Source organism: Actinopolyspora lacussalsi, assembly GCA_030803735.1.
Classification (GTDB): Bacteria; Actinomycetota; Actinomycetes; order Mycobacteriales; family Pseudonocardiaceae; genus Actinopolyspora; species Actinopolyspora lacussalsi.
Map to the genome: position 1 here is coordinate 3,024,490 of JAURUC010000001.1, position 16,694 is coordinate 3,041,183.

The following is a 16,694-nucleotide window of genomic DNA, read 5'->3' on the forward strand; positions in this document are numbered from 1 at the left end:
CACGAGGGGTGTTCATCCGACCGCCCGGCGAATTCGATAAAACCGGACGCGTGGTCACCGAAACCCGCGATCATCTGATCGAACGAATCCGGCGGGACGTGGCAGCGGCCTGGAGCGCCGGAGAATCCGCCGTAGAAGAACTGCTGGCCGACGCCGTACAGCCGCCGCTGTCGAGATCTCGGAGGCAGCGCATGTCTGGCCGTCGCGGCCCGGTTGAACGTCCCGGCCGTCACCGCTGATCGGGTTTGGAAGGATCTGGATACCGGCGTGGAGGCCCGACACTGATTCGCTGATTTCGGCTCCGCTCAGCCGAGCACGGCGGACGCGACGGCTTCCGACAGCCGTTCCCGCAGTTCGCGCTGCCCGTCACGCGCGGTGCGAACCTCGACCACCCGCAACCCGGACCGGTAGCGCAGCGCATCACCGAGGTCATCGATCCCGACCGACCGGTGCGGCACCCCGTGTGCCGCGCACAGCGCTGCCAGATCGGTGCCGTGCGGGGTGCCGAAGACCCGCTCGAACGTCCCGGCGTAGGCAGGGTCCCCCTGTTCCAGCAGCGAGAAGATCCCGCCGCCGTCGTCGTTGCACACCACGATCGTCAGGTCCGGGCGCTGTTCGTGCGGACCCAGCAGCAAGCCGTTGGTGTCGTGCAGGAAGGTGAGATCACCCAACAGCGCGTAGGTGGGTGTCTCACGGGCCAGGGCCACGCCGAGCGCCGTGGAGACCGTGCCGTCGATGCCCGCCACGCCCCGGTTGCGGTGCACCCGCACGTCGGGGCGCGCTCTGGCGGACAGCGCCACGTCACGTGTGGGGTTCGAGGATCCCACGACCAGCGTCGAGTCGGCCGGAATCTCGTCGAGCACTCGGGCGGCGACGACGGGGCCGTGCGGGCAGGACTCGCGGTCGAGTGCGGCTGCCAGTTCCTCCCCCGCCTTCCGGTCGGCCGCCGACCACGCTTCCAGCCACGCCGGGTCGGGAGTCACCGCCGTGGGGTCCACCGAGTCGGCCAGCAGCGAGACGTCGTGCGCGGGCGCGGGCCAGGTGTCCGACCGTCCGTGCAGCAGGACCGTCCGCACCTCGCGGTCGGCCAGCAGCCGCTGCACCTGCCGGAACACCGTCGGTCTGCCGACGCAGACGACCAGATCGGGGCGGTGGGCGCGGAGGAACTCGGCGAGTTCCAGCAGCCACATCCCGGTGGGCAGCAGCGTCTCCCCACCGTGGCCCACACCTCCGGTCTCGGCGAGAACCGGCCAGCCGAGCCGTCTCGCCCAGTCGAGATCGTGCTCCCCGCCGTCCGCGGCGAGCAGCACCAGCCCGTACGGCGAGTCGGGCTCGTACCGGGCGGGTTCGTGCGGTGCCTCGGCGAACTCGGTCCAGGGGCGCCCGCCGGGGCGTCCCGCCAGGGATTCGCACCACTCCGGTCGGTCGGTGGCGAGCTCGCCGTCCGAGTCGGTCGGGACGGTCGCGGCCGGTTCGTCGGGCACGAGTGGTTCCCGGAACGGCAGGTTGAGGTGCACCGGCGCGGCCGGGCGAGCAGCGCCGAGGGCCGCCCGCACCGCCCGGCAGGTCTGGCCGCGCCAGTAGGCGTGCTGCCCGGGGCGGTTCTCGGCGACCGCCAGTTCGTCGAACCACCGCACCGAGGTGCCGTAGAGCCCGTGCTGGTCGATGGTCTGGTTGGCCCCCGCCGCGCGGAGTTCGGGGGGCCGGTCGGCGGTGAGCACGAGCAGCGGCACCCCGGCGTGGCCCGCCTCGGTGACGGCGGGGTGCAGGTTCGTCGCGGCGGTGCCGGAGGTGCAGACCACGGCCACCGGTTCCCCGCTCGCGGCGGCGATGCCGAGGGCCAGGAACCCCGCACTGCGCTCGTCGATCCGCACGTGCAGCGCGAGACGTCGCCGGGACGCGGCGCGGTGCAGCGCGAAGGCCAGCGCGGCGTTTCGCGACCCCGGGGACAGCACGGCGTGCCGCAGCCCGTTGCGCACCAGCTCGTCGACGATCACCTCGGCCTGGGCCGTGGCGGGATTCAAAGGATCACCCCGGTGTCCGGGAGAGCTGCGATGGACTGCTCGTCACTCTACAGAACCTTCTCACCTCCGCTTTCGCAGGTTCGGCCGACCGGGAACCCGGGCGGCGGAGCACGGGGGACCTCGGTGCGGCCGGCACGGAGACGGGAGCGGGGACGGCGGAACCACGGCCAGGTCGGGCGGACAATGAAGGCCATGAGCAGCGCCAGAGAACTCCGCCCCCTGACGATTCACCGTGATCCGGGCGAGCTGACGGCGGTGGTCGCGGAGCTGCGGAACGCGCTGGACGGGACAGGCCCGGCGTTGCTGCCGCTGGCGGCGGACGACCCCGCCGCCGGGGAAACGGCCCGTGCGCTCGGCGCCGGGGAGCCGCTGGCCGCTGTCGAGGACTCCGACTCGGATCCCACGAGCCTGGTGATCGCGACTTCCGGCTCGACCGGCGCGCCCAAGGGGGTGCTGCTGCCCGCGTCCGCGCTGCGTGCCTCCGCCCGGTCCACCCACGACCACCTCGGCGGCCCCGGTAAGTGGCTGCTGGCGATGCCCGCCCACCACATCGCGGGAATCCAGGTGCTGGTCCGCTCGATCGTGGCGGGTCACACCCCGCGAGCCGTGGACACGCGGGAGGGCTTCACCGCCGAGGCGTTCGCCGACGCGGCCGACCCACTGCTGAGCACCGAACACCGGCACTACACGGCGCTGGTGCCCACCCAGTTGGGGCGGCTGCTCGATGCGGCGAGCGATCCGCGCGGGCTCCGGGCGCTGCGTGCCTTCGAGGCGGTGCTGCTCGGCGGCGCGGCGGCGGCACCGGACCTGCTGGAGCGGGCGCGCGCGGCGGGGGTGAACGTGGTCACCACCTACGGCATGAGCGAGACGGCGGGCGGCTGCGTCTACGACGGCACCCCGCTGCCCGGTGTCGGGGTTCACGTCGAGTCCCCGGAGCCGGGGCGGATCAGCGTGTGCGGCCCGACACTGGCGCGTGGTTATCGCCACTCCCCCAACAACCACGGCTCCGAGCGGGCGGCGTTCGAGGCGGGCTGGTTCCGCACCGGTGACGTCGGACAGTGGCGCGACGGGCACCTCGAAGTGCTGGGCCGGGCGGACGACATGATCGTCACCGGCGCCGTCAAGGTGGTGCCCGCGGTGGTGGAACGCGCGCTGACCGAGCACCCCGGCGTCCGCGAGGCGTGCGTGCTCGGTGGTCCCGACCCGGAATGGGGGCAGGCCGTGCTGGCGGCCGTGGTTCCCGAGCGCACCGCGCCGGACGAGCGGGAGCTGCGCAGGCGGGTCCGGCAGCGTCTCGGCGCGGCGGCGGCCCCGAAACGGTTCGTGGTGCTCGACGAACTGCCGCTGCGTGGTCCGGGCAAACCCGACAAGCGGGCGCTGCTGGAGCTGTTCGGCTGACCGCTCCGCGCCTCGTACGCCCCTCGTACGCACCGCGTCGCGCACCGCGTCGCGCACCGTCACCGCTCGGTGACCGAGATCAGGCGCGACACCCTGGGGCGATATCACGGATCACCGGTGCGCGAGGATTGCCGCATGGCCTCAGTCGCTGAATGGGTTGAAGGTGTTCGGGTCCGGACCTGGCCGAACGCCGTGGCTCCCGTGATCGCGGGTAGCGCCACCGCCGCCGGAGCAGCCGGATTCGACCTCCCGTTGGCGTTGTTGTCGCTGGTGGTGGCACTCTCCCTGATCACGGGGGTCAACTTCGCCAACGACTACTCGGACGGCATCCGCGGCACCGACGAGGTGCGGACCGGGCCGCGACGGCTCGTGGGATCCGGCTCGGCACGTCCGGGCAGTGTGCTGGGAGTGGCGCTGGGCTGCTTCGGCATCGCCGCGGTCACCGGGCTGGCCGTGCTCTACCTGAGTGGTCACTGGTGGCTGCTGTCGCTGGGGGCGGTCAGCATCGCGGGAGCCTGGTTCTACACCGGCGGCAAGCGACCCTACGGCTACGCGGGCTGGGGCGAGCTGGCGGTGTTCTGCTTCTTCGGCCCGGCCGCCGTGCTCGGCACGATGTACGTGCAGGCCGACAGCATCAACGGTTCGGGGATCGGTGCGGCCGTGGCGATGGGGGCGTTCTCCAGCGCGGTGCTGGTGGCCAACAACCTGCGGGACATCCCCACCGACCGGCAGAGCGGCAAGCGCACGCTGGCGGTGCTGCTCGGCGACCGGGACACCCGGACGCTGTACGTGACCCTGGTGCTGGCGCCGTTCCTGATCACCACCCTGACCGGACTGCGGATAACGCCCGCCCTGCTCGGGTTCCTCGCGCTGGCGTTGGTGATATCGCCGATACGGCGGGTGACGCGTGGCGACACCGGCCTGAGCCTGCTTCCGGTGCTGCGCGACACCGGGTTGGCGATGCTGCTGTGGGCGGTGGCGACCGCGGTGGGGCTGACTATCGGTTGAGAGCCCCGGATGCCGGACCGGGCACCCCCGGTCCGGCACCGAGAACGCCTCACCGCCGAACGCGCACCAGCCCGTAGTACCAGATCAGCGCGAGCACCAGCGGGATCGCGGCGATCGCGGCGGAGCCGAACTGCACCAGCCGCGAGGTCGCCAGCTTGTACATCGTCAGTGTGGCCCCCGACCTGATGGTGACCTGCTCACCGCAGGTCACCGTGGCGGCGCCGGAGAACCACGGCTGGTACTGCCGGTAGGAGACGGTGGAATCGTTGCGCGGACTCCGGATGTTGCGTCGTTCGCCGCTGTCGGGAACGACCTCGCAACTGGCCCATCCGTTCTTCCTGAGGTTGTCGGTGAGCGCGATGGTATTCCCGCTCCAGCGGTACTCGTCCGCGTTCTCCTCGGTGACCCCGCGATCGGAGTACACCGTGGTGGCGTTCAGCGTCGCGGCCCCGTAGAGCACGCCGAACCCGGTGACCACGAGTACGACCCAGCCGATCGCCAGGTACAGCACTGCTTTCCGTAACATCCGTCCTCACTCACCAGTTACCGCTCTGCAGGAACGAATCAGGCGGTTCCTCGTCGTCCTGTTCCGGGGCCCGGTTCGGATCGTTGGCGATGATCTCGGTGGCCTCGTGCCCCTCGTCCAGCATCTCCTTGACCTGCCGCATGGCGGGCACACCCGCCTCGAAGGCGCGCCGCACCCCCTCGTCCGCCGTCGCCCGGCCGCTGGTCACTTGCTGCCAGCTCAACTCCCCCTCGTCGATGCGCCGCTGCAACTCGGCGATCCCGGCAGGCGCCTCACCCCGTCGGACGAGCTGTTCGATCTGTTCGGTTTGCTCCTCGGAGAGCTCCGCTTCAGGTAGTTCTTCGTTCATCTCCTCGGCACGCGCCGCGACGCGCTCCGCGTCAGTCACGGCTTCGTCGAGTGCGGCCTCCGCCTCGCGGATCTCCTGTGTTTTCCAGTCCTGCAAGTCCTCACCTCGGGTTCGCCGGTTTCGACGGGTTCGGTGGAGTCCGGCGTCACAGATTTCCCGCCATGCTCGTGCGGCGGTCCGAACCGTGCTGCTCGCCGGACCGCCCCGGCGAATCGGTTCCGCCCTGTTGTCCCGCACCGCCCCGCTGCTCCGCATCGCCCTGTCGCACCGTGGTGTTTCCGTTCCCGCCCATGTCCGATGTGGTCTGTCGCACGTCGGAGGCACCACCGCGCACCTGCGTCGCGCCCTCGCTCACCTGGTTGACCCCGTCCGTCACTCCGGACACGGCATCGGTGAGCTCACGTGTTCGGTCCAGCGCGACGTTGACGGCGTCACCGGTACCGCGCGGACCATCGCCACTGGCGACCTCCTGAATCCTGGCGAGTGAGGTTCCGGTGGATTTGACTCCCTCGATCACCTGCTTCACGCCCTGGTAGATCCGGATGATCGCCTGGATCATGTCCATGATCATGAACACGATGTCGATGCACTGGATCACGATGCGAACCGCGTTGGCCCAGCCCCCGACAGGCACCCAGGCCGTGCAAGCCGCCTGGATCAGCCGGTTCACGAGCTTGTCGATCAGCTCCAGGATCTTCGAGCAGAGCATCTTCGAGGTGTCGGCGGCCTTGGTGAAAGCCGTGCTCACCAGATCGGCCGCCGCCGCGTCGGCCTCCAGCGCTACCGTCCAACCACCGACCATCATGGACTCGAAAGCCGCGGCGGCGGCACCGTCCCAGCTCTGCCGCAGATCGCTGACACCGTGGTTGAGGTTGCGTCGCACCGCCCGCAGCGACTCACCTATGTCGTTCCAAGCCTTGGCGTTCTGCTCGATCTTGGCGAAGTCACCGGTGATGGGCGAGATCAACGACTCGACGAGGTTCTGCCCGGTGACCTGCTCGTAGATCCAGTTGACCCCCTGGACCTGCCAGCTCGCGTCCTGGATGGCCGATTTCAGGGTTTCCGAGTCCGCCTGCCCGGTGCGTTGTTCGAGCTTCGCGATCGGATCGTCCACATCAGCGAATGCCATTCGTCCCCCTCGTATGACTGCCCCGTAATGGCTCGCACCGGCCCCGGCCCCGCGAAATCTCCCGTGGTCGCTCCTTTCGGAGCCCGACACGGTGATGGGGCCAACCGGTGCTGTCGATCGTTCTGACGCCGAGTACTCAGGGCCGCATCCTGCTCAGGGCTGTCTCTATGCCGCTGAGCAGCTGTTCGATCTCGCGTTCACGTTCTTCGTACTCGGCGGCCGTGTTGTCCAGCTCCTCCCTGACCCGGAGCAGCTTGGCGTGCGCCAGGCGCAGGGTTTCGGAGTAGAGCGCGGTGGCCCCCTGCACGACCGGGATCAGGGACGCCATGACGCCGGTGAAACCGCTGGTGTCCGAAGCGGTCTCGTTGGCGTAGCTCTCGATACCGTTGAACGACTCGGCGTTGCGCCGCAACAGACCGCCGTAGTCGCGGAGCCGCGACGGTACGGCTTCGACTCTCTCCGACACCGTTTCCCCCTCTGCGGAGCCGTTCCGGACGTGGCCGGACGCGTCTCACTCGTTCGGACCACGACTGTGACGCGACCGCACGGCTGACGGTTCCAGGAGAAACCGATTTTTCGAGTCGGTGGTGGATCGAGCTTTCCGCTCAGTGCGCCACGGAGTCCAGCACCAGGCGCGAGATCCGCTCGGCGGCCTCGCACTGTTCGGTGCCGGCCTCCTGGTCACTGACCACGACCTGCAGGGTGGCTCCCGTCACGTCGGAGTAGACGGTGCAGTCGTTGGCGTAGGAGGTTCTGCTGGCGGCGACGGGAAATTCGGAGATCCGTTCACCTCCGAGCTGGTCGAAACCGTCGGCCTGGGCGGCGAGGAGCACCGAGTCCTCGGTCTCGCCGTCCTGCTTGGCCGGGAAACGGCAGCCGCGCACCGGAGGATCGAAACTGACCTCCTCCGGCCGACCGTTGCCCACGGCGAACGCGGGCTCGCGCAGCTCGGCGGGCTCGACCAGCGAGCACATCCGCTCGGCGGAGAGTTCGGCCAGCTTGTCGCGCTGCTCCGTCGGAGTGGTGGGGGTGGCCGAGGACGACGGCGCCGGTGTCGACGTTCGCCCGGTGCCGGTGGAATCGGTATCAGTGCTGCCGCCACCGCCGCAGCCGCTCAGGAACACCAGCAGCGCGCCCACGCAGGCCGAAACGCGGGAAATCCCGGTGCGTCCGAACCGGGAGCCGACGCCAGAAGCACAAGACATGCTCCCCAGGATGCCCTAGACCGCCACACTTCGCGGCGCCTGCGCGATTTCTCGAGAAATTGACGCCGACCGCACTGCCACGCCTGGGCGCACCGTCGATTTCTCGAGAAATCGACGGTGCCGTTCCGGAAAAGCAGCGGTCCCGGAAAAGCAGCGGTCCCGGAAAAGCGGCCACACCGTTGCCGGCCGGAAGACGGTGCGGCCACTGTGCACTCCGAGGGCCCCGGCGACGAAAGAACCGGGAGCGCCCTCGGAGTCCACTTCGGAACCGAACGTCCTAGCGTTGCGCGGCGGGAGTGGTGATCGCCTCGTCGTTGGTGAGGTCACGCTTGTAGGTCTCGGTCAGCAGGTAGGCCGAGCCGAACGAGATCACCGCGAGCACGATCACGTAGACGGCGATGGACATCGCCGAACCCGTGGTGCCGTACAGCCAGGTACAGATCATCGGCGCTATGCCGCCGCCGAGGATGGACGCGAGCTGGTAGCTCACCGAGATACCGCTGTAGCGCAGCCGGGTGGAGAACAGCTCGGAGAAGTAGGCGGACTGGGGGCCGTAGACCGCTGTCCGGCACAGCTGCATCACCATGCCGCCGAGCAGGTAGAGCATGAGCGAGCCCGTGCCCACCAGCATGAAGTAGGGCACGGCGATCAGCGCCATCACGGCCATGCCGCCGAGCACCATCCTGCGCCTGCCGAAGAAGTCGGACAGCAGCCCGAACAGCAGCATCAGCGGTATGTCGACGAAGCTCAGCAGCGAGTTCGCGTTGAGCACCGTGGTGCGCTCGAACAACCCCTCCTGCGTGGTGTAGAAGACCATCCAGGTGCTGGTGATGTAGAAGGTGGCGTGCGTGCCCAGGAACATGCCGGTGGCCAGCAGGATCGTCTTCGGGTGCGAGCGCAGCGCCTCCAACACCGGCATCTTGGCCTTCTCCTTGGTGTTCATCACCTGTTCGAAGACCGGGCTCTCGCTGATCGTGATGCGGATGACCAGCCCTGCCACGATCAGCACGGCGCTGAGCAGGAAGGGAATCCGCCAGCCCCACGCGAAGAACTGTTCGTTGCCGACGCTGGCCGAGATCGCCGAGAAGGTGAGGTTGCCCAGCAGCAGTCCGGCGGGCACGCCGACCTGCGGCCAGGAGCCGTAGAAGCCGCGTCGGTTCTCGGGGGCGTGCTCGACGGCCATCAGGGCTGCGCCGCCCCATTCGCCGCCGACGCCGATGCCCTGGGCGAAGCGCAGCGTGACCAGCAGCAACGGTGCCCAGACACCGATCGTCTCGTAGGTGGGCAGCAGCCCGATGAGCAGCGTGGCCACACCCATCAGCATCAGCGACCAGATCAGCATCGGTTTTCGCCCGAGGCGGTCGCCGAAGTGGGAGAACACGACGCCGCCCAGTGGGCGGGCGATGAAGCCGACGGCGAAGGTGGCGAAGGAGGCGATCGCACCGACCATCGAGTCGAGTTCCGGGAAGAACAGCTTGTTGAACACCAGCGCGGCGGCGGTGCCGTAGATGAAGAAGTCGTACCACTCGATGGTGGTGCCGATGAGACTGGCGAAGGCCACTCTCCGGGAGTGGGGTTGTGACGTACCGACCATTTGGTATGCACCCTTCGTGTCGAAGCTAACGGGGACTCGCACGGACAGGTGGTTGTGGCGCAGATAACTAACGCTGTAAGTTTTGGGAACGTTAACGGCGGAGCACGGCAATCACAAGAGGGCGACGGAACTCGATCATGAAAAGGCTCGGAACGAGCCGGGTGCCGACGGAGCAAGGGAGCAGTGGCGCTTCGAGAGCTATCGGAGCACCCCGGCGCACCGGTCCCGCGGCCCTTCCCGAGCTACTCCCGCGACACGTCGGGGGGCGGCGGAACCCGGATCCGCCGCACGGCCGGAGAGCACTCCCGAAGCCTTCGGCGGAGAGCGCGCGACAACCGTCTCGATGCGAGACAGTGCGGTCAGCGGCCGGTGGATGACCGCGATAATACGTCCGGCCGCCCCCATCCGAGCTAGACGGCCCAGCTAGACGGCCCAGCTCGGAATCCGGCGCGATGTTGACCGGAGCATGCCCGGAGCCTGGCCGCGAAAAGCTTTTCTGGTGCCCATCCGGTCGTTCGAAGGGGAACGCGATCTTGTCGCTGGTCAACACAGCGGTACCGCGTCTCGCGAGCTCCACGACGTCGGTTTCGGTCACATCCCGAACGCCCCTCGGAAGGCGGGACTATCGATGGTTCGCGACCCTGAACATGAAATTCTCACCCCACACCGGGTGTGAACGTCACGACGGTTGAATGCGCTGAACACTGTCACAGAACCAGACACCCCTGTGAGAATGTGAAGCAGCTGGAATCCGAGAACCAGAGCGCACGCCAGCTGATCCACCCGTTCGTCGAACCAGGATTCAGCGAGAGGTAATCCGCGTCATGCTTGAGGCAGCATCAGACACGAACCACGCGACCATCGCAGAGACCGACATTCCCCCGCACCGGTTCCGCACCGTTCTGAGCCGCTTCGCCACCGGTGTGGTCGCCATCGCCACCCTGGACACCGATGACCGGCCGATCGGTTTCGCGATCAATTCGTTCACCTCGGTATCCCTGGAACCGCCGCTGGTCGCGTACTGTGTCACTCACACCAGCAGGAGCTGGCCCTCGATCCGCGCGGCTCGGCGGCACTGCCTGACCATTCTCGCCGACACGCAGCGCTCCGTGTGCAAACGACTGGCCGGAAAAGAACTGAACAAGTTCGAGGGATTACGATGGTCCTCCTCTCCGACGGGACTGCCGATTCTGGCGAACTCGCTGGCATGGTTGGAATGTTCGGTGGCGGCCGAATATCCCGCGGGCGACCACGTCATCGTCATCGCCCGGGTGCACCACGCCGCGTCCGGCGACGCCGAGGCGCCGTTGGTGTTCTTCGAAAGCGGGTACGGCACATTCGACGCCTCATGAGCAGCCGTCCCGCCGCGCGAGAGCGGAGTTCCACTCCGAGGGCGCAGCAAAGATATCGGTGGAACCGAACCCGGCTGTCGCGTATCGGCTGTGCCGGGGTCCGGTTCCACCCGTGTTCCGACGAATCATTTCACCGCGCTGATGACACCGTGCGGGGTCCAGGTATCCCCTGGCTGGCGGAGTACGCGCGAGAAACCGACTCGGGACAGCCAGTCCTCGTACTGCCCCCAGTGGTAAAGCGTGCTATCTGCCGCCGGCAGCGTCGCGAAATATACGTTGTCCAGCGCCGCGTACAGTGGGCCGTCACCACTGGCGTCCGACATGGCGTTGAACACCAGCACTCGGCCACCTTCGTCCAACGCCTCGTACGCCTTGTTCAACAGCGTCATGTTCTGTTCCGGGGACCAGATGACGAGCTGGTTGGCGAACAGAACGCAATCGTAACCCGCAGGGTAGGAATCGGCGAAGATGTCGGCCGAGACGACCGAGATACGTTCCGACAGCCCGCTGTCCGCGATCTTCTGCTCAGCGAGAGAGACCGCGCCCGGAAGGTCGAGCACCGTGAATTCCACGTCGGGGTTGGCTTGTGCCAGAGTGATCGCGTTGACTCCGTCGCCGCCTCCGACGTCGAGAACCCGTCTGACTCCGGTGAGATCGGCCTTGTCGACAAGGATCGGGTTCGAAAGCCTGGACCAGGAGCGCATGCACCGGTAGAACAACCGTTCCAGGTCAGGACGGTGGGCCAGCCGATGGTAGAGGTCGTCGGCGTCCCCGTCGAACCGGCGGAGCCCGACGTTGGTGTTGTGCCGCAGCGAGTCGACGAAGTCCGCCTGCGGCTCGTAGACGATCTTCGCCTCGAAGGCGATCATGTCGGTTATGATCTCCCAGGTTTCGTCGGCGATCATCTCGTCGATCAGGGCCGCGTTGCGGTACCGGCCACGGCTGACCGTGGTCAGCCGCAGCGCGGAGGTCCCCAGCAGCAGGATCTCGGTGGGACGCCGCTCCAATCCCAGCCGAGCACCGATCTCCTCGGTATCACGGTCGGGCTCACGGTGCAGCATCTCGAACAGTCCGAGTTCGTTGCCGGCGTTGAGCAGCTGGAAAGCCGCCGCGCCGAACAGCGTTCCGACGAGGTCCTGCTTGGTCAGTGCGGAGTCGCCGGAAGTGGGCAGCTCACCGGACTGTCCCGCGGCGGTTGTGGGCTGAGTGGTGGTCACGAGCTCCTCCTGGCTGATAGCGACCGCCAGATCGGTCAATGGCGGTATCCGGTCATCCACATCGGATGTCGCTGGTCTTCGGACCACCAGAACGATCGCACCCTGCTCTCTCGTCGGGCTCTCAAAGAACTCCCACCGATCCGGCGGTGGCGGGAAACGTTGCATCGGCAGGGCGGAACCGTTCGGCGCGGATCTTTGCCACGCCGGATCGCCACGTCGATCGACCTCCCATCCCAAAAAGTTAATATGTCAGTTATTTTTTCCGATATCGCACGATAATGAGGTACATCTTCATGGACGCTCGAATTGCCGTTGTCTACTACTCGGCCACCGGTAACGTCCACGCCACCGCGGAAGCCTTCGCGGAAGGGGCTACCGAAACCGGAGCCGAGGTGAGGCTGCGCCGAGTGCCCGAGCTCGCTCCCGCCGCGGCGATCGACAGCAATCCGGAATGGCGCTCGCACTTGAACGAAACGGCACACATCGTGGAGGCCACCCTGGAAGACCTGAAGTGGGCCAACGGGTATGCCTTCGGCACACCCACCCGCTTCGGCAACGTCACCGCACAACTCAAGCAATTCATCGACACCGCTGGAGGTCTCTGGGAGGCCGGCGAATTCGTGAACAAACCCGCCACGGGTTTCACCAGCAGTTACGAACTGCACGGCGGTCAGGAATCCACCCTGCTGTCGATGTACAACGTGCTGCATCACTGGGGTGCGCTCATCGTTCCCACCGGCTACGTCGACTACGACATCAGCCACAACGCCGGTGGCAATCCCTACGGCATCAGCACGGCGTCCAGTGAGGGAATGCCGAGCAAAGACCAGATCAAGGCCGCGAAGTTCCAGGGCGGACGGCTGGCCCAGATCGCTTCGCAACTCGCTCCCCTGCGGTCTTCCTGATCGAGAAGCGCACACGGTGCGGCCTGGGATCACCCGGTCGCACCGTACTCGTCTTCCCCGCGGGCGGAGTTCGACCAGTGCCGTAGGAGCGGCGTGGTACCGCCGGAGCGAAGGCGGAGGGCGTGCTGTGTCGCCCTCCTCGCACAGCGAACCGGCACCAGCGGTGATCACGAATCCGTCCGGCGGTTCCCCGCGGGACGTTCCGCTGCGCGTGCCGGTCCGTTCCGCTCGTTCGAAACAGCACAGCCCGCATCCCGCCCGGGATTCCCGTGCGGGATGCGACCACGCCGTCCCGGCCGCCGTTACGGCCGAGTGAAGCTCGGCCCTCGAACGAACCTCCCGGTTCGGCGATTCCGTCGGATCCGGGAGGTTTCGGTCGGCGGTAAGCCGCGAGGACCGAGCGTGAAAGCCGCGGACGAAGAGTCACACGGTGCTGGCGACGGGAGTTCGGGAAACCACCACTGCGAGAACGGCACCGAGGCCGAGAGCGGCCAGGACGGCCCCCAGCCAGGTCGGCGCCACGTAGCCGAATCCCGCCTGGATGGTCAGTCCGCCGAGGTAGGCACCCGCGGCGATACCCATGTTGCTCGCCGAACCACCGGTCGCCGCCGACAGCGGGGACTCTCCCCCCGCCAGGTTGATCAGGCGGGCCAGAAAAGCCGGAATGACGGCGAAGCCAGCCGCACCGGTCAGCATCAATCCGATGGCGACGGCCACCGGCTGATGGGACAGGGCGGCGAAGACCAGCATCACAACCGTCAGCAGCCCCAGCGCGCCGCCGAGAGTGGGCAGTTGCGCTCGGTCCGCGGCCCAACCGCCCAACAAGTTGCCCGTCACCAGCCCTACCCCGAACAACGCCAACATCGGTGTGATCGCGGCAGAGGACAACTCGGTGACCTCGGTCAGCAGTGGAGCTACGTAGCTGAACGAAGCGAACACGGCTCCCATCGCGAACATGCCGATGGCCAACGTCAGCCATACCTGCCTTCGGCCGAACATGGCCAGTTCAGCACGAAAACCGGTGTGTTCGGGGCTCGGTTGCGGGGGGACCGACGCCGCGACGCCGAGAAGGCTGATTACCGCGGCGATACTGATGATCCAGAAAATCGTTCGCCAACCGAGGTTCTGCCCGAGCAGTGTGCCCAGCGGTGCTCCGGCCACATTGGCCAGAGTGATCCCGCTGAAGACCATCGCGATCGCCCGGGAACGCAGGTGGTCAGCGACCAGGTTGGCCGCCACCACGGTGCCGATGCCCAAAAACGACGCCTGCCCGAACGCCGCGAGGACACGTCCGACCATCAACACCCAGTAGGCAGGCGCCACCGCGGAGACGAGATTGCCGACCACGAACAGCAGCATGGCGGCCAGCAGCAGCGGCTTGCGTGGCACCCGCGCACCCGCCATGGTGCATGCCGGGCCTCCGATCACGACGGCGAGCGCGTACCCCGAGATCAGCGTCCCCGCCGTGGGAATCGACAGACTCAAGTCCCCGGCCACGTTGGGGAGCAGGCCGGTGATCACGAATTCGGCGGTACCCATGACGAACGCGCTCAGCGCCATCGCCAGTAATGCGACAGACATCGAACTCCTCCGGGCGGTAGCGGGAACGGTCACCATGCCGTGTTCTCCGGCGAGCGGCGGTGACATTGGAGGGTGGGTGGACGGGCGGATGGGTGGCCGAACGGCGGGCCACCCGTTGTCCGTCTCAGCGAGCCGGTCAGGAAACGTCGAAGAACAGTGCGGGATCCGGTCCTACCTTGAAGTCGGTGCCGATCTCGGTCAGCCGGTCCATCTCCGCACCGGAAAGCTGAAAACCGAGGATGTCGAGATTGCCGCGGAGCCGGGTGGGGCTCACCGACTTGGGAAGCGGAACCACCCCGAGCTGCGAGTGCCAGCGGAGCACCACCTGGGCGGGCGTGCGTCCGTGATCTCGCGCGATCTCGGTGATCGCCGGATGCTCCAGGAAGCCCTGCCCTCTGCCCAGCGGGCTCCAAGCCTGCGTGGCGATGCCGTGCTGGGCGTGAAACTCACGCAGTTCGGTCCGCGGCAGTCCCGGATGCAGCTCGATCTGGTTTACCGCGGGGGGCACGTCGCACTCGTCGAGCAGTCGGGTGATCTCCTCGCGACCGAAGTTGGACACCCCGATCGAGCTCACCCTGCCATCGGCCTTGAGCTTCTCCAGTGCCCGCCAGGTTTCCACGTAACGATCCAACCGGGGGCGGGGCCAGTGGATGAGGTACAGATCCACGTGCTCCAAGCCGAGCAGGCCGGTACTGGTGTCGAAAGCACGCAGCGTCTCGTCGTAGCCCTGGTCGTCGTTCCAGACCTTGGTAACCACGGAGATCTCTTCCCTGGCCACCCCGCTGTCGGCGAGTCCCTTTCCGACCCCCAGCTCGTTGCCGTAGACGGCGGCGGTGTCGATCAACCGGTAACCGGCCTCGACGGCGGTGCCCACGACGTCGGCTGTCCGCTCATCGGGGATCTGGAACACGCCCAGGCCGATTCGGGGAATACTGTTGCCGTCATTGAGGGTCAATGAACTGACCTGTGTCATCGGTGCTCGTCCTTCCTGGGGGAAGTGGATGGTCAGGAGTACCAGCCGGGCTCGGGAACCTCGTTGCACAGCTGGTAACGCCCCAGCTCGCGGCGCTGGTACGCGACCGGGTCGTGCACCGTGTGAGTGCGGACGTTGCGCCAGAACCGATCGAAGCCGTACTTCGTGGCAGTGGAGCGGGCCCGGCTCACCTCGAAGATGCGGTTCGTGATCTCCAGAGCCACCTCGTCGGCACGCGACTTGACCGCGGCGGTTCGGATCTTGTGCTCACCACGACCGCGTTCGGTCAGCGCCGCTGGGTCACGGTGGATCTCCACGTTCTCCTGGGCGACCTGGTCGACGAGGGCCTCGGCGGCCCACAGCTTCGCGGTCAGGTCGCCGATGGTGTCGATCACGCTGGGTTCGTCGTAGGTGTGCTCGTAACCTCCCCAGGGCTTGCCGTTGGTCAGCGTGTACTTGACGGTCTCGTTGAGCGCGCCGCGGGCGATGCCCAGCCAGAAGCTGCCCATGACGAGCTGGCCGGTCGGGATCTGCATGGTGCCGTACGGAGTGGACCGGAACTCGCCGTCGACGAAACCGAGCGCGTCCTCCCAGGGAACGTGGATGTTCTCGATGAACATGCCGCCGCTCTCGGTCAGCCGCTGTCCCATGTTGTCCCAGTTGTTCATCGGCGTCAGGCCCGCCTGTTGGCTGGGTACCATCGCGAACACGTGGGTGCCGGTTCCCTCGATCACGCCTTCCAGGCAGGTCAGGTCGGAAACCCTGGAGCCGGTGGCGAAGAACTTCTTGCCGTTGAACACCAGGTGGTCACCTTTGTCGGTGATCACCACATCCTTGTCCCGGGAGTTGATGGCTCCGGCCAGAAACAGATTGTCGCGTGCCACCTCCGCCTCGAAGCGGGCGGCCTGTTCCGGGGTCCCGATGAAGCGAGGCACGAAGTTCCACTGGTAATGGTAGCCCAGCAGGTGCCCGATCGAACCGTCCGCTGTGGATACCGCACGGACCACCCTGAACGCGGTCGACCACTCCTGCCCGCCGCCACCGTGCTCGGTGGGCCCCAGCAGTGTGGTCAGGCCGGAATCCTTCAGCAGCGCCACCTCCGCGTACGGTGTCTGGTTCGCCCGGTCCCGTTCGGCGGCATCGACCGCGAGGATCTCCGCTACTTCATAGGCCCGCTGCTCCCATTCCTGTGCGGTGGTGGGACGAGTCGTCCAGTGTCCCGGTGACTGCGGATTGAGAAAGGCCTGTGATCCTACCGTGATGGTCATGTCCGATCTCCAGTCCAGTGATTGTTCGTCCGGCGTCACCGTCGGGTGCCGCCTGGTGAAGACGTTATGGAAGGGGTCTCTCCGGGTTCTCTCAGCTCGTTCTCAAACCCGGTGTGCGGTGCGAAGGTCTTCATGAAAAACGGGTGTTCGCCGACCCTTCGTTTC

The 16,694-nt window shown here is 67.2% G+C and carries 15 protein-coding genes; 4 read left to right on the forward strand and 11 right to left on the reverse strand.

Annotated features, from left to right (window positions below):
- Positions 1 to 305 precede the first annotated feature (305 nt).
- Positions 306 to 2,024 carry a 2-succinyl-5-enolpyruvyl-6-hydroxy-3-cyclohexene-1-carboxylic-acid synthase gene (menD, locus tag J2S53_RS13440; protein ID WP_456241236.1) on the reverse strand — a complete coding sequence of 573 codons (1,719 nt, stop codon included), beginning with the start codon at positions 2,022 to 2,024 and terminating at the stop codon, positions 306 to 308.
- Between the two features lie 192 nt (positions 2,025 to 2,216).
- Between menD and menE the strand changes: the two genes are divergently transcribed.
- The gene (menE, locus tag J2S53_RS13445) at positions 2,217 to 3,422 is read left to right on the forward strand and encodes an o-succinylbenzoate--CoA ligase (RefSeq protein WP_456241237.1); all 1,206 of its coding nucleotides are present in this window, start codon (positions 2,217 to 2,219) and stop codon (positions 3,420 to 3,422) included.
- 135 nt (positions 3,423 to 3,557) lie between these two features.
- Complete coding sequence (locus tag J2S53_RS13450; RefSeq protein WP_456241238.1) at positions 3,558 to 4,430, forward strand: 1,4-dihydroxy-2-naphthoate polyprenyltransferase; 873 nt, start codon at positions 3,558 to 3,560, stop codon at positions 4,428 to 4,430.
- Positions 4,431 to 4,479: 49 nt separating this feature from the next.
- Here J2S53_RS13450 and J2S53_RS13455 read toward each other — a convergent pair whose 3' ends face one another.
- From J2S53_RS13455 to J2S53_RS13480, 6 genes are all read right to left on the reverse strand, one after another.
- Positions 4,480 to 4,956 carry a hypothetical protein gene (locus J2S53_RS13455; protein WP_456241239.1) on the reverse strand — a complete coding sequence of 159 codons (477 nt, stop codon included), beginning with the start codon at positions 4,954 to 4,956 and terminating at the stop codon, positions 4,480 to 4,482.
- A 10-nt stretch (positions 4,957 to 4,966) separates the two neighbouring features.
- A complete protein-coding gene (locus tag J2S53_RS13460) occupies positions 4,967 to 5,401 on the reverse strand; it encodes a hypothetical protein (RefSeq protein WP_456241240.1) in 435 nt (144 codons plus the stop codon).
- A 49-nt stretch (positions 5,402 to 5,450) separates the two neighbouring features.
- Positions 5,451 to 6,434: a WXG100 family type VII secretion target gene (locus tag J2S53_RS13465; protein ID WP_456241241.1), complete on the reverse strand. Its 984-nt coding sequence runs from the start codon at positions 6,432 to 6,434 to the stop codon at positions 5,451 to 5,453.
- Between the two features lie 136 nt (positions 6,435 to 6,570).
- Positions 6,571 to 6,900: a hypothetical protein gene (locus J2S53_RS13470; RefSeq protein WP_456241242.1), complete on the reverse strand. Its 330-nt coding sequence runs from the start codon at positions 6,898 to 6,900 to the stop codon at positions 6,571 to 6,573.
- Positions 6,901 to 7,039: 139 nt separating this feature from the next.
- Positions 7,040 to 7,639, reverse strand: coding sequence for a DUF3558 family protein (locus J2S53_RS13475; RefSeq protein WP_456241243.1), 600 nt, complete (start codon positions 7,637 to 7,639; stop codon positions 7,040 to 7,042).
- Positions 7,640 to 7,916: 277 nt separating this feature from the next.
- Entirely contained in the window at positions 7,917 to 9,233 is a 1,317-nt protein-coding gene (locus J2S53_RS13480; RefSeq protein ID WP_456241244.1) for an MFS transporter, read from the reverse strand.
- Between the two features lie 824 nt (positions 9,234 to 10,057).
- On the opposite strand from J2S53_RS13480, the gene J2S53_RS13485 reads away from it, so the two are divergent.
- Positions 10,058 to 10,585: a flavin reductase family protein gene (locus J2S53_RS13485; RefSeq protein WP_456241245.1), complete on the forward strand. Its 528-nt coding sequence runs from the start codon at positions 10,058 to 10,060 to the stop codon at positions 10,583 to 10,585.
- A 125-nt stretch (positions 10,586 to 10,710) separates the two neighbouring features.
- On the opposite strand, the gene J2S53_RS13490 is transcribed toward J2S53_RS13485, so the two are convergent.
- Complete coding sequence (locus tag J2S53_RS13490; RefSeq protein ID WP_456241246.1) at positions 10,711 to 11,841, reverse strand: methyltransferase; 1,131 nt, start codon at positions 11,839 to 11,841, stop codon at positions 10,711 to 10,713.
- A gap of 254 nt (positions 11,842 to 12,095) precedes the next feature.
- Between J2S53_RS13490 and wrbA the strand changes: the two genes are divergently transcribed.
- A complete protein-coding gene (gene wrbA, locus J2S53_RS13495; protein ID WP_456241247.1) occupies positions 12,096 to 12,707 on the forward strand; it encodes an NAD(P)H:quinone oxidoreductase in 612 nt (203 codons plus the stop codon).
- A gap of 423 nt (positions 12,708 to 13,130) precedes the next feature.
- On the opposite strand, the gene J2S53_RS13500 is transcribed toward wrbA, so the two are convergent.
- The 3 genes from J2S53_RS13500 to J2S53_RS13510 all read right to left on the reverse strand — a co-directional run bounded on the left by J2S53_RS13500 (position 13,131) and on the right by J2S53_RS13510 (position 16,529).
- Positions 13,131 to 14,288: an MFS transporter gene (locus tag J2S53_RS13500; protein ID WP_456241248.1), complete on the reverse strand. Its 1,158-nt coding sequence runs from the start codon at positions 14,286 to 14,288 to the stop codon at positions 13,131 to 13,133.
- Between the two features lie 136 nt (positions 14,289 to 14,424).
- On the reverse strand, positions 14,425 to 15,261 hold the full coding sequence (locus J2S53_RS13505; protein ID WP_456241249.1) for an aldo/keto reductase: 837 nt from the start codon (positions 15,259 to 15,261) through the stop codon (positions 14,425 to 14,427).
- A gap of 32 nt (positions 15,262 to 15,293) precedes the next feature.
- Positions 15,294 to 16,529 (reverse strand): acyl-CoA dehydrogenase family protein, encoded by a 1,236-nt coding sequence (locus tag J2S53_RS13510; RefSeq protein ID WP_456241250.1) that lies wholly within the window; start codon positions 16,527 to 16,529, stop codon positions 15,294 to 15,296.
- Between the last annotated feature and the right edge of the window lie 165 nt (positions 16,530 to 16,694).